Below are 13248 nucleotides of genomic sequence, written 5' to 3'. Positions count from 1 at the left end.
ACGACAGGCCCTACGATCGACCGGGTGAATCGCCCCCGCCCGGTCCGTCGCCGCACCGCCCACGTCCCCGTGCTCCTCGCCCTCGCCCTGCTCGGCGGGGGCTGTTCGGGCGGGGTCGAGGGGACCCCGGGCGCGGTCGGGCTGCGCGATCCGTACTTCCCCGGGCTCGGCAACGGCGGCTACGACGTCACCCACTACGGCCTGGAGCTCGACGTCGACCCGGCCGCCGGCCGGCTGCGCGGCACGGCCACGATCACCGCCCGCGCCACCCAGGACCTGAGCGCTTTCCACCTCGACCTGGTCGGGCTCGACGTCGAGAGTGCCACCGTCGATGGCCGCAGGGCGGCCGTGAACCGGGCGGGCAAGGAGCTGACACTGCGTCCGGCGCCCGGGGCCGAGGGCCGGCTGCGCAAGGGGCGCACGTTCACCGCCGTCGTGCGCTACTCCGGCTCCCCGCGGACCGTCACCGACCCGGACGGGTCGAAGGAGGGCTGGCTGCCGACGGCGGACGGCGCGGTCGCCCTCGGCGAGCCGACCGGGTCCATGGCCTGGTTCCCCGGCAACCACCACCCGAGCGACAAGGCCACGTACGACATCGGGATCACCGTGCCCGAGGGGCTCGCCGCGATCTCCAACGGCGAGCTGGTGTCCCGGCGTACGGCGAACGGCCGCACCGCCTACCGCTGGCGGACCGCCGAGCCGATGGCGAGCTATCTGGCGACCGTCGCCGTCGGGCGGTTCGACACCGAGGAGTCGGTGACCCCCGGCGGCATCCGGCTGTTCACCGCCGTGGACCCGGAGTCGGCCGCCGCGAGCGAGGAGGTGCTGGCGCGGATGCCGGCCGTACTGAAGTGGGCGGCCGGGAAGTTCGGCCCGTACCCCTTCTTCTCGGCCGGGGCGATCGTCGAGCGGACGGGCGACTCCTCGTACGCCCTGGAGACCCAGAACCGGCCCGTCTACCCCGGCCCGCCCGACACCGGCCTCCTCGTCCACGAGCTGGCCCACCAGTGGTTCGGGAACTCCGTCACCCCGAAGACCTGGCAAGACATGTGGTTGAACGAGGGCTTCGCGACGTACGCGGAGTGGCTCTGGGCCGCCGACCACGAGGACGTACCGGTCGAGGAGAGCTTCCGGGAGGCGTACGAGGACGACGCGAACTGGGCCTTCCCGCCCGCCGATCCGCCGACCGCCGCCGAGCTGTCCGAGCCGCCGGTCTACGGGCGCGGGGCGATGGTCGTGCACCGGATCCGGCTCGCCGTGGACGACGATGTGGAGTTCTTCGCCCTGGTCAGGGGGTGGACGAAGAAGTACCGGCACGGCAACGCCGCCACCGACGACTTCATCGCGTACGTCGAGGAGGAGACCGGGCGGGACCTCGGCGGGCTGTGGGACGCCTGGCTGTACGGCGGAAGCCGGCCGCCCGTGAAGGGCTGACCGGCTTCCGTGTTCCGTACGGCTGGGGTTACTTGACGTTGACCCCGGTCCAGGTGGCCGAGACCGCCTTCAGCTCCTCGCTGTCCGCGCCGAACAGGTCGGTCGCCGCCTTCTCGGTCGCGACGCGCGCGCCCGCGTAGTCGGTGGTGGAGGTCATGTAGACGGAGAGGGCCTTGTACCAGATCTGGTAGGCCTTCTCGCGGCCGATGCCCGTCAGGGTCGAGCCGTCGGAGGTCGGGGAGTCGTAGTCGACGCCGTTGATCGTCTTCTTTCCGCTGCCCTCGGCGAGCAGGTAGAAGAAGTGGTTGGCGACGCCGGAGGAGTAGTGGACGTCGATGTCGCCGAGGTTCTCGTCCCAGTAGTCCGCCGAGCTGCCGTCCTTGCTCGGCTGGTCCATGTAGCGCAGCGGGCTGCCGTCGCCGTTGATGTCGATCTTCTCGCCGATGAGGTAGTCGCCGGCGTCCGACGCGTTGTCGGCGTAGAACTCCACCGAGGCGCCGAGGATGTCGCTGGTCGCCTCGTTGAGGCCGCCGGACTCGCCCGCGTAGTCCAGGTTGGCGGTGGCGGAGGTGAGCCCGTGGGTCATCTCGTGGGCCGCGACGTCGATCGAGGTGAGCGCGTTCTTGTTGCCCTCGCCGTCGCCGTACGTCATGCAGAAGCAGCTGTCGTCCCAGAAGGCGTTGACGTAGGACTCGCCGTAGTGGACCCGGGAGTAGGCGGCCTTGCCGTCGCCCGCGATGCCGTCGCGGCCGAGCGCCGTCTTGTAGAAGTCCCAGGTCTTCGCCGCGCCGTAGTGGGCGTCGACGGCGGCGGTCTGCCGGTCCTCGCCGGTGCCGTCGCCCCAGGTGTCGTCGTCGTCCGTGACGAGGTCGCCGGTGCCGGAGGAGCCCTGGTTCAGGTCGTACGTCTTGTGGCCGCCGCGCTCGCCGTCGGTCAGCTCGAAGCCGGAGCCGGCCTCGGTGGTGGTGAGCTCGACCTCGCCGCTGTACTGGCTGTTGCCGGTGCCGGTCTCGATCGCCTCGTAGCTGTGCAGCTTCTTGCCGGTCGTGGCGTCGGTGATGGTGTGGACGCGGCTGGGCGTGCCGTCCTTCTGCACACCCGTCTTGACGGTCTCCCAGGCGAGGACGGGCGATCCGCCGCCCGCGTAGATCACCTTGCGGGCGCTCGCCGCGGCCTTCAGCTTCGGCGTCGTCGACGCCACGGCTATCTTCGCCTTCGTCGCCTTGTCCACGCTCTTGAGCGCGCCGTCGGCGGCGGTGTGGGTGACGAGGTCGCCGCCGAGGACGGGCAGGCCGTCGTAGGTGCGCTCGTAGCGGGTGTGGACCGTGCCCGAGGCGTCCTTGATGACGTCGCGGACGATCAGCTTCTCCTGGCCGCCGAGCTTCAGCGCCTTGGCCGCCGAAGAGGCGTCCGCCTGCGCCGACTTGATGGCCGTGGCGCGCTGCGCCGAGGGGTTCACACCGAGGGCGGCGGCCGTGGAGGGCGTCTTCGCGGTGGTACGGGCGTCGTCGTCGCCGGGTGTGGCGACGGCGGATCCGGCCTGGACACCGGCGACCACCATCGCGGCGACCGCCGCGAGTGCTGCGAGCCGACGGGTGCCCCGGGTACGGGAGTTGTGGGGGGTCGTGTGGAGGTTCATGTGTGTTCTCCGTTGGTCGTCCTGTGGGGGGACTACGAGCGGAGAGCGTGCCATCAAATGTGCGAAGTTGACGGTGTGCCGACAATTGCCTCACATTTTTTTGACCAGTTCTTGTACGAATGGAGTGCTGTGCTGTCCGGTATTCGGTGAAGTGGCGGGTTTTCTCGGTGCGGGGGCGGTGCGGAGCGGCCGGGTCTGACGGTGGTTCACACAGGCCGGAGCCCCCGGCCACGATCGTGGCCGGGGGCTCCGGTGAAGCTGATGTGCGCTCGGGGCGACGGGTCAGAGGTTGACGCCGAAGTCCTGGGCGATGCCGCGCAGGCCGGAGGCGTACCCCTGGCCGACCGCGCGGAACTTCCACTCGGCGCCGTTGCGGTAGAGCTCGCCGAAGACCATGGCGGTCTCGGTGGCGGCGTCCTCGCTGAGGTCGTAGCGGGCGATCTCGGCGCCGCCGGCCTGGTTGAGGATGCGGATGAACGCGTTGCGGACCTGGCCGAAGTTCTGGCTGCGGGTCTCGGCGTCGTAGATGGAGACCGGGAAGACGATCTTGTCCACGTCGGCCGGCAGACCCGCCAGGTTGACGTTGATCTGCTCGTCGTCGCCCTCGCCCTCACCCGTGACGTTGTCACCGGTGTGCACGATGGTCTGGTCCGGCGTCGACTTGTTGTTGAAGAAGACGAAGTGGCCGTCCGAGACGACCTTTCCGCCCGGGTTGACCGCGATCGCCGAGGCGTCGAGGTCGAAGTCGGTGCCGGTGGTGGTGCGGACGTCCCAGCCGAGGCCGACCGTGACGGCGGTAAGGCCCGGTGCCTCCTTGGTGAGCGAGACGTTGCCGCCCTTGGACAGGCTTACTGCCATGGGAAGTCCCTTTCCTCGTCGTGTGCGGGCTTCGTGCCATCACGAAAGCTACCGTCACCCGTCATAACGCAAGCAGCAGACCACGAGGTTCCTCATCGCTTTACTTTCTTTGCCGAACTTCCGGCCTCCGGGTGCGCCGGCTCGTACGGCTGTCCCAAAAGAAGGTGACGAACGGGGCGTGGGGAAGGGACCATGGGTGTCATGTCCGGGCCCTATGTCATCCGCGGCTCGGTCTCCCTTCCGGAGGCCGAGCTCATGTGGCGTTTCTCGCGGTCCTCCGGGCCCGGCGGCCAGCACGTCAACACCAGCGACTCCCAGGTGGAGCTGCGCTTCGACCTGGCGGCGACCGACGCGCTGCCCGAGGTGTGGAAGGCGCGGGCGCTGGAGCGGCTCGCGGGCAGGCTGGTGGGCGGGGTGGTCTCCGTACGGGCCTCCGAGCACCGCTCCCAGTGGCGCAACCGCGAGACGGCCGCCGTGCGGCTCGCCGCCCTGCTCGCCGAGGCCACGGCGCCGCCGCCCAAGCCCCGGATCAAGCGGAAGATCCCGCGCGGGATCAACGAACGCAGGCTGCGCGAGAAGAAGCAGCGCGGCGACACCAAGCGCGGGCGCTCGGGCCGCGACTGGTAGGCGTCGGGCCGCGGACCCGGCCGGGCGGCCGGTGCGCGTCACCGGAACCGCCGTCAGCCCAGCTGGCGGTAGCGCCCCTTGAAGTACGTCAGCGGTTCGCCCTCCGCGCTCGGCAGGTTCGCCGTGAGCACCCGGCCGATCACCAGGGTGTGGTCCCCGGCCACCACGCGCTGCTCGGTGCGGCACTCCAGCGTCGCCAGCGCCCCGCCGATCAGCGGTGCGTGCGTCACCTCGCCCCGTACGTACGGGACGTCCTCGAACAGCAGCCGGTCGCTGATCCGGCCCTTCATGGCGAACCGGCCCGCGATGTGCCGCTGGCTCGCGGCCAGCACGGAGACCGCCCACACCGGCTGCTCGTCCAGCAGGTCGTCCATCCGGGAGCCGTTGCGCAGGCTCACCATCACCAGGGGCGGTTCCAGGGAGACGGACATGAAGGCGGTCGCCGTCATGCCCACGTCCTCGCCGTGGCCGTCCTCGTCGAGGGGCGGTTCCTGGGCGGTGATCAGCACCACCCCGGCGGCCAGCCGCGCGAGTGCGGCGCGGAACTCGTCGTTGCTCACCCCCTCAGCATGGGGGATGGGCTCGGGGCGCGGGGCGGGGGGCTTGGTGTGGAGCACACCCCGACGCTAACCGCGGGTGCCGGGCGGTCGCATCGGGCCAGGGGACCAGGCCGGTCCTAGGACCGGTCGTACGCCCCGGAACGACCGCCGTCGCCGGGAGTCACCGGCGTACCATGATCATCTGTTGTGACTTGAGTCACAGAGTCCATTTTCTGCTGACCCTGTGTACCGGGTGCACAGCTCACTGTGATTCAGTGGCCGTGACACTGCAACAAGTACGTCGATATGAAACCTGGAGTTGCTGTCGAGGTCCCGGGGGTGCGAGCGATGGAGGCCGAGTCGGAGCCGTACGTCCGCCTGGCGACCATGCGGCAGCTGCATCAGGCCGTCGCCGATCTCAACACGGCGCGGAGTCTGGCCGACACGCTCCAGACCGTGGCCGACGGGATCGTCTCGGGCCTCGGCTACGAGCTGGGCTGCGTCAACCTGGTCCGGCCGGACGGCGACCTCGTCATCGCCGCCTTCGCGGGCAACGCCGCCGCCGAGGCCCTGATCACCGGCCGCGTCGGCTCCCGCGACTCCTGGGAGCGCCGGCTCTCCATGGGCGAGGCCTGGGACCAGCTGCGGTTCATCCCGCACACCGAGGGCTGGGTCCTCCTCGACGACGACGTACCGCAGTGGCACACCGAGGGGCCCGAGCCCCGGTTCGAGGACGAGTGGCACCCGCTGGACCGGCTCTACGCCCCGATGTACGCCTCCGCGGGCGGCCGGGACCTCCTCGGGGTCATATCCGTCGACCGGCCGCGCAACGGGCGCCGCCCCGGCGCATGGGGGCGCGAGGCGCTCCAGATGTACGCCTCCCAGGCCGCCATCGCGATCAGCAACGCCCGCCTGCGGGCCAATATGCAGCGCGCCCTGGTCCGCCTGGAGCGGGAGCAGCAGGCGCTGCGGGCCAGCGAGGAGTCCTTCCGGCAGGCCTTCGAGTACGCGCCCAGCGGCATGGCCATCGCCGAGATGGGCGGCGACCAGCAGGGCAGGCTGCTGCGCACCAACGACGCGCTGTGCCGGCTGCTGGGCCGCCCGGCCTCCGTGATGCGCCGCTACTCCTTCGCCGACCTGGTCCACCCCGAGGACATCGGCACCCTGCTGCGCACCTCCGCCGAGGGCGGCCGGGCCGAACTGCGCCTCAGCCGCCGGGACGGCACCTATCTCTGGGTCTCGCTGCGCAACTCCGTCGTCGCGGACACCGCCGACGGGCCGCGCTTCCTGCTCACCCATGTCGAGGACATCGAGGAGCGCAAGCGCCACGAGCTGAACCTCGCCCACCGCGCCTCGCACGACGCGCTGACCGGGCTGCCCAACAGCGCCGAGCTGAAGTCGCGGCTCTCCGCCCGGATCTGCGAGCGGCCGCACTCCTCCCCGGCCGCGACCGCGATCGAGGCGCTGGACGCGGCGTACGGAGACGTCGAGTCGTCCCTGACCCACGGCTACCAGGCCGACGGCTACGAGGGCGAGGCGGTCCCCGGCGGCGGGCCCTTCGACCACCACGTGCACACGGCGGCCCCGGATCCGGCGCACGACGACGGGACCAAGGGGCTCGCGGTCCTCTTCTGCGACCTCGACGGCTTCAAGTCCATCAACGACCGCTTCGGGCACCACACGGGCGACGCCGTGCTGATCGAGGTCGCCCGGCGGCTGAGCACCTGTGTGCGGGACGGCGACACCGTCGCCCGGCTCGGAGGTGACGAATTCGTCGTCCTCGCCGACGGCCTCGGGGCGGCGGACGCCGCTGACCTGGCCGTTCGCCTGAGAAATGCCATCATTCCGCCCATAAGGGTCGACGGCCGGGCGGTCCGGGTCGGAGCGAGTTTCGGCATCGGCTGGGCCGAGTGCGGCATGACCGTGGAAGAGGTCCTGCGCTCCGCCGACCAGCGGATGTACGTGGAAAAGCGGTCCCGGTCGAAGGTTCACCGCAGGGCCGGATGACGTTCACGACCCGTTTCTCCCCCTACCCCGTACCCGTTCCCCGGCGGCCGTCCGGGTCGGTGAGCGCAATTCGGGGCCTGCTCCGTTCGAGGTAGGCTCGGCCGGTCGGCGACGGCTGGCGACATGGTGAGGAGTGACCCAGGGATGACGGCCGGAAACAACGGCGCGAGCAAGCCCGAGGACGACGATCCGTTCGGCTATCTGTACGCGGACGGACAGGCGGCAGGCGCCCAGGCGCCCGGCCAGGGCGGCTACGGCTACCCGGGTCCGGCCGCCCAGCCGGGCGTGCCCAGAACGTCCTACAACCAGGTGCGTGCCGTCGGTGAGCGCCAGTACGGCCAGCAGCAGGTGCCGCAGCAGCAGGGCGGCTACGGCTACCCGCCCCAGCAGAGCTACGGCCAGCCCGCGCAGCAGTACAACCGGCCGAACCCGCAGTACGCGGCCCCCGAGACCTACCCCGGCGGGGCGTCCCACGGACAGCCCCCGGCGCAGGGCGGTCACGGCGGCGGCCCGGGCCGCGGCGGTCCGAACACGAAGGCGCTCCTGATCGCGGCGGTCGCCGTGGTCGCGGTCGTCCTCATCGGCATCGGCGCCGCCCTGCTCACGGGCGACGACGGCGACAAGGACGACAAGAAGGACGAGGCGTCCTCCTCGCAGGGCTCGGCGGGCCAGGTCGAGGAGTCCAAGAAGCCGGAGAAGCCGAAGGAGACCCCCAAGCCGGTCGAGCTGCCGAAGCAGGACGCGGCGACGCTGACGCTGGGCGGCACGGCGGCCCTGGACTCCACGGTCAAGGGCGCCAAGGGCGCGAACGGCAACTACATCAACCTCAACGAGGTCGGCCGCTCGGCCACCTGGACGGTCGAGGTTCCCGAGGCCGGCGCGTACACCCTGTACGTGACCTACGGCGTGCCCGGCAAGGACGCGAAGACGACCCTGACGGTCAACGCGCAGGAGCCGCGCTCCATCAACATGAAGAACTTCGCGAACGCCGAAGAGGGCGACCTGGAGAAGGGCTGGACGAACACCTACGCGTACGTCCAGCTCGACAAGGGCGCCAACACCCTCAAGCTGTCCTGCGAGGAAGGCGACGAGTGCGACGCCAACCTCGACCAGCTGGAGCTGAAGGCCGGCCACATCAAGAAGAACGGCTGACCGGCACCGCTCGTACGGACGCCCTGATCGCCGCCAGGTGGTCAGGGCGTCGGTGTGTCCGGGCGCTCAGGGGGCCGGTACGTGCGGCTCCACCGTGACGCGCGGCAGCAGCTCCGCGTAGGCCGCCGCGTCGAACTCGCCCGCCGTCGGCGCCAGCACCGTCGCCGTCGACAGCGCCACCGCCCGGGCCAGCCGCTCCGGCCAGTCGAGCCCCTCGGCCAGGGCGGAGAGCAGCCCGGCCACCGCCGAGTCGCCCGCGCCGGTCGGGTTGCCGCGCACGGGGGCGGGCGGGGCGGCCCGCCAGACGCCGTCCGGGGTGACGGCGAGGACGCCCTCCGGGCCGAGCGAGGCGACCACGGCGTGCGCCCCGCGACGGCGGGCGTCGCCCGCCGCGCGCAGCGGTTCGCGGGAGCCGGTCAGCCGGGCCAGCTCCTCCGCGTTCGGCTTGACCAGGTCGGGACGGGCGGCGATGCCCCGGCGCAGCGGTTCGCCGCTGGTGTCCAGGAGCACGGGCACGGCGGCGGCGCGGGCGATCCGGACCAGTTCGGCGTAGGCCCCGACATGGATGCCGGGCGGCAGGGAGCCGCAGAGCGCGACCGCTTCGGCCCCGGCGACCAGCTCCTCGTACGTCCGCAGGAAGGCGGCCCATTCGGCGGGGCTCACCTGCGGTCCTGGCTCGTTGAGCTGGGTGGTGTCGCCGGTCGAGCGGTCGGTGACCGCCAGGGTGCGGCGGGTGTTCCCGGCGACCTCGACGAGGGCGTCGCGCGGCGGGAGCGGGGCGAGGAGGTCGCGCAGGACGGTTCCGGTCGCTCCGCCGACGAAGCCGGTGACGACGGTGTCGTGGCCCAGCGCCCCGAGCACCCGGGCGACGTTGAGGCCCTTGCCGCCGGGGCGTTCGGTGACCTCGCCGACGCGGTGGCTGCCGTGCGGGACGAGCGCGTCGACGGTGTACGTCACGTCGAGCGCTGTGTTCAGAGTGACGGTCAGGATCATCTCTGCCGGCCCCTCCCTCGGTGCGGGGCTCCAGCGGTGTCGGCCCCAGCGGTGCGTGCGCCCGGCTTGTGGCGCGCGATTCCGATGATCATGTCAAAGCGGTGGCGGTCGGCCCAGTCCCGCGGGCCGACCGCCATCTCTTCGTTACGTGCCTCGTGCGTTACGTGCCTCGTGCGGTGCGTGCTTCGTGCGGTCCGGCGGCCGGCCTCAGGCCGTCTTCGGCTCGATGATCCACTCGCCCCGGCGCATGACGCCCTTGAGGACGAAGTCCTCGTCGAGGACGACCAGGTCGGCGTCCTTGCCCGGGTCCAGCGAGCCGACCCGGTCGTAGACGCCGAGCAGCCGGGCCGGGTTGGCGGAGATGGACCGGACGACGTCCTCGACGGGGATCTCGTCGAGGGTGACGGCCCGGCGGAACGCGGTGTCCAGGGTGAGCGTCGAGCCGGCGATCGAGCCGCCCTCCACCAGCCGGGCCACCCCGTCGGTGACCTCGACCGCGAGCGGGCCGAGCTGGTACTCGCCGTCGCCGAATCCGGCCGCGTCCATCGCGTCGGTGATCAGCGCGACCCGGCCCGCGCCCTTGTGGCGGTAGGCCAGCTCCAGGACGGCCGGGTGCAGATGCGTGCCGTCGTTGATCAGCTCGACGGTGATCCGGTCGTCCTCCAGCAGCGCGGCGATCGGGCCGGGCTCGCGGTGGGCGAGCGGCGGCATCGCGTTGAACAGATGCGTGGCGACGGTCGCGCCCGCGTCGATGGCCTCGACAGTCTGCTCGTACGTCGCATCCGTGTGGCCGATCGCGGCGATGACCCCGTGCTCGGCGAGCAGCCGCACCGAGTCGATGCCGCCGGGCAGTTCGGTGGCGAGGGTGAACATCCGGGCGGTGCCGCGCGCGGCGTCCAGCAGCTTGCGCACCTCGGCCGGGTCCGGGTCGCGCAGCAGCTCCTCGCTGTGGGCGCCCTTGCGGCACGGCGAGATGAAGGGGCCCTCGAAGTGGATCCCGGCCAGGTCGCCCTGCTCGACCAGCTCGGACAGCACGCCCGCGCGCCGGGCGAGGAAGTCCATCTCGCCGGTGACGGTGGAGGCGACCATCGTGGTGGTGCCGTGCTCGCGGTGCGTACGGATGCCGGTGAGGACCTCGTCCACGGTGCCGGAGGTGAAGGACGCCCCACCGCCGCCGTGGTTGTGCATGTCCACGAAGCCGGGGACCACCCAGTGGCCGCCGAGGTCGATGGTCCGGGCGCCCTCCGGTGCGGTACCGGCGATCCGGGTGCCCTCGACGGTCACCCGGCCGTCCTCGACGGTGCCGGTGGGGAGCACCACCCGGGCGCCGGCGAGAACGGTGCTGTCTGCTGCGCGTCCGGCCATCAGGCGGAAACCTCCGTGGAGAGTAGATCCCAGGCGAGCAGCCCCGCGCCCAGGCATCCGGCGGTGTCCCCGAGGGCCGCCGGGACGATGTGGGGCAGCTTCTGGAACGTGATCCGTTCCTCGACGGCCGCACGCAGTGGTGTGAACAAGGTTTCCCCGGCTTCGGCGAGACCGCCACCGATGATGAGCGTGCCGGGGTCGAGGAGGGTGAGCGCGGTGACGAGGCCGGCGGCGAGCGCGTCGATCGCGTCCTGCCAGACCCGGATCGCCGCCGGGTCGCCGGACTCGACGGCCTTCGCGCAGTCCGCGGCGTCCGCACCGGGGTCGCCGGAGGCGGCGGCCCAGGCCCGGGTCACCGCGGCGGCGGAGGCCAGCGTCTCCAGACAGCCGCGCTGGCCGCAGCCGCAGTCGGGGCCGTCCGGGCGGACCACGATGTGGCCGATCTCGCCCGCGTACCCGTGGGCGCCCGCCTCGATGACGCCCGCGATGCCGATGGCCCCGGCGATGCCGGTGCCCAGTGGGACGAAGAAGAAGCGGTCCGCGCCGTGCCCGGCCCCGATCCGGCCCTCGGCGAGCCCGCCGGTGCGGACGTCGTGGCCGAGGGCGACCGGGATGGCGCCCAGCCGCTCGGAGAGCAGGGCGCGCAGCGGTACGTCGCGCCAGCCCAGGTTCGCGGCGTACACCGCGATGCCCTTCTCGGCGTCGACGATGCCGGGCACGGCGACCCCGGCGGCGACGGCGCTCTCGCCGAGGTGCTCCTCGCCGTGGGCGCGCAGCTCCGCCGCGAACGCGAGGATCGACTCGACGACCGCGTCGGCGCCGCGCTCCCGGCCGGTGGCCCGCCGCGCCTCGTGGAGGAGGGTGCCGTCGGTCCCGACCAGTGCGGCCTTCATTCCGGTGCCGCCCACATCGAGGGCGATGACATGTCTCACGGAAGACAGTTTCGCCCGCCGACCCCCAAAAGGTCTAGTCCACTAGCGCGGTTTGTTGCGGACGCATACAAAATGATGAACGCGTGAAGGTGGACCCTTTTGTGCCGTAAAGCGACTAATGGGCAACGCGGATCGGGGGGAATCCGGACCAAAGGTCTGGACCAAGATACGGGGCGGGGGTCCCGACTGCCAGTACCTGCAAGCCAGTTGTGGCCTCCGGGGCCGATATACGTTGCCGAAGCGATACTCCGGTGGTGTAGACCGCTGGTTCGGCAATGGGGGAAAATCGCAGTTCGTCCGGACGGTGTCGGACTGGGGGCAGTGCCGCGGCCGGACAGGGGGCCGCCGGCGACGCCGACGCACCGTCCGTGCGATGGCTGAAAAACAATGAGGATGGGCGAGGCTGTGCAGCGGCGCTTTTTGGGTCTGACCGCGGTGGTGGCCGCGCTGGGAATGACGGCAACGTTGTCGGGCTGCGGCGGTGACACCGGCTCGGGCGACGTCACGCTCAAGCTGGTCGCCGCGGACTACGGCACCGGGCCGGAGAACAGCTCCGAGAAGTACTGGAGCGGGGTCGCGTCGGGCTTCGAGAAGGAGCACCCCGGCATCAAGGTCGATGTCACCGTCCTGTCGTGGAAGGACGTCGACCGCGAGGTCGCCGAGATGGTCAAGGAGGGCAACGCCCCGGACATCGCCCAGATCGGCGCGTACGCGGACTACGCCAAGGCGGGCAAGCTCTACACCGCCGACGAGACGCTCGCCATCCGCACCGCGGCGAACTTCCTCCCGTCGCTCACCGACGCGGGCAAGGTCAACGGCACGCTCTACGGCCTGCCCTTCGTCGCCAGCACCCGGCTGCTCTTCTACAACCAGAAGCTCTTCGACCAGGCCGGCCTGGACGCCCCCGAGACCTGGGACGACATCCGGAGCGACGCCACCGCGCTCAAGGCGAAGGGCGTCGACTACCCCTTCGCACTGCCGCTAGGCCAGGAGGAGGCCCAGGCCGAGACCCTGATGTGGCTGCTCAGCGGCAACGGCGGCTACACCGACGACGTCGGCTCCTACGACATCGACTCGGCCGAGAACGTCGCCACGTTCCGCTGGCTGCGGGACAACCTCGTCGGCAAGGGCCTCACCGGGCCGGTCGAGCCCGGCAAGCTGGACCGGGCTAAGGCGTTCGAGGCGTTCACCGCGGGCAAGGTCGGCATGCTCAACGGCCACCCCACCCTGATGGACGAGGCCGAGGCCAAGGGCGTCAAGGTCGGCATGGTGCCGCTGCCCGGCTCCGACGGGCCGACCAAGGGCTCCATGGGCGTCGCCGACTGGATGATGGGCTTCAAGCAGAACGGCCACCGCCAGGAGATCGGCAAGTTCCTCGACTACGCCTACTCCGACGAGAACGTGCTGGAGTTCGCCGAGGAGTACGACCTGCTCCCGGTGACCGGCAGCGCCTCCGCCGCGATGGAGACCGACAAGAAGCACAAGAAGCTGCACGAGTTCCTGGCCGCGCTGCCCAACTCGACGCTGCCCCCGTTCGGCAAGACGTCCTGGGCCACCGTCAGCGACGCGATCAAGAAGAAGATCGGCGGCGCGGTCGCTCCGGGCAGCAACCCCGAGAGCATCCTCGGGGAGATAGCCGCCGAGGCGACGCGGGCCGAGGCCGCCGAGTAGCGGTCCGGCGGCCGGTGTCGGGGGTGGGCAT

General features: G+C 71.4%; 11 protein-coding genes. 5 read left to right on the top strand and 6 right to left on the bottom strand.

What is annotated here, in order from left to right; genetic code table 11:
- Positions 1-24 precede the first annotated feature (24 nt).
- Positions 25-1434, top strand: coding sequence for a M1 family metallopeptidase (locus ACSMXR_RS16130; protein ID WP_473172173.1), 1410 nt, complete (start codon positions 25-27; stop codon positions 1432-1434).
- Between the two features lie 28 nt (positions 1435-1462).
- On the opposite strand, the gene ACSMXR_RS16125 is transcribed toward ACSMXR_RS16130, so the two are convergent.
- Together ACSMXR_RS16125 and ACSMXR_RS16120 are read right to left on the bottom strand one after the other, a co-directional pair.
- Entirely contained in the window at positions 1463-3073 is a 1611-nt protein-coding gene (locus ACSMXR_RS16125; RefSeq protein WP_381911365.1) for a M4 family metallopeptidase, read from the bottom strand.
- 282 nt (positions 3074-3355) lie between these two features.
- A complete protein-coding gene (locus ACSMXR_RS16120; RefSeq protein WP_103509571.1) occupies positions 3356-3931 on the bottom strand; it encodes a TerD family protein in 576 nt (191 codons plus the stop codon).
- A gap of 192 nt (positions 3932-4123) precedes the next feature.
- Between ACSMXR_RS16120 and arfB the strand changes: the two genes are divergently transcribed.
- A complete protein-coding gene (gene arfB, locus ACSMXR_RS16115; RefSeq protein ID WP_030088019.1) occupies positions 4124-4558 on the top strand; it encodes an alternative ribosome rescue aminoacyl-tRNA hydrolase ArfB in 435 nt (144 codons plus the stop codon).
- Positions 4559-4611: 53 nt separating this feature from the next.
- Here arfB and ACSMXR_RS16110 read toward each other — a convergent pair whose 3' ends face one another.
- The gene (locus ACSMXR_RS16110; protein ID WP_137235006.1) at positions 4612-5118 is read right to left on the bottom strand and encodes a flavin reductase family protein; all 507 of its coding nucleotides are present in this window, start codon (positions 5116-5118) and stop codon (positions 4612-4614) included.
- Between the two features lie 327 nt (positions 5119-5445).
- Here ACSMXR_RS16110 and cdgB point away from each other — a divergent pair, with 327 nt between their 5' ends.
- Together cdgB and ACSMXR_RS16100 are read left to right on the top strand one after the other, a co-directional pair.
- Positions 5446-7104 (top strand): diguanylate cyclase CdgB, encoded by a 1659-nt coding sequence (gene cdgB, locus ACSMXR_RS16105; protein WP_137235005.1) that lies wholly within the window; start codon positions 5446-5448, stop codon positions 7102-7104.
- A 144-nt stretch (positions 7105-7248) separates the two neighbouring features.
- Positions 7249-8256 (top strand): carbohydrate-binding protein, encoded by a 1008-nt coding sequence (locus ACSMXR_RS16100; RefSeq protein ID WP_364887320.1) that lies wholly within the window; start codon positions 7249-7251, stop codon positions 8254-8256.
- Between the two features lie 66 nt (positions 8257-8322).
- Here ACSMXR_RS16100 and ACSMXR_RS16095 read toward each other — a convergent pair whose 3' ends face one another.
- The 3 genes from ACSMXR_RS16095 to ACSMXR_RS16085 all read right to left on the bottom strand — a co-directional run bounded on the left by ACSMXR_RS16095 (position 8323) and on the right by ACSMXR_RS16085 (position 11507).
- On the bottom strand, positions 8323-9249 hold the full coding sequence (locus ACSMXR_RS16095; protein WP_364887318.1) for a 1-phosphofructokinase family hexose kinase: 927 nt from the start codon (positions 9247-9249) through the stop codon (positions 8323-8325).
- 207 nt (positions 9250-9456) lie between these two features.
- Positions 9457-10614, bottom strand: coding sequence for an N-acetylglucosamine-6-phosphate deacetylase (gene nagA, locus ACSMXR_RS16090; RefSeq protein WP_137235002.1), 1158 nt, complete (start codon positions 10612-10614; stop codon positions 9457-9459).
- Positions 10614-11507: an ROK family protein gene (locus ACSMXR_RS16085; protein WP_230543875.1), complete on the bottom strand. Its 894-nt coding sequence runs from the start codon at positions 11505-11507 to the stop codon at positions 10614-10616. Before ACSMXR_RS16085 ends, nagA begins: the two co-directional genes overlap by 1 nt.
- Before the next feature lie 432 nt (positions 11508-11939).
- On the opposite strand from ACSMXR_RS16085, the gene ACSMXR_RS16080 reads away from it, so the two are divergent.
- Positions 11940-13217 (top strand): ABC transporter substrate-binding protein, encoded by a 1278-nt coding sequence (locus ACSMXR_RS16080; protein WP_137235001.1) that lies wholly within the window; start codon positions 11940-11942, stop codon positions 13215-13217.
- Positions 13218-13248 lie beyond the last annotated feature (31 nt).

This window comes from Streptomyces sp. DSM 106670, from assembly GCF_055792845.1.
This window is presented reverse-complemented; position numbering and strand designations above follow the sequence as displayed.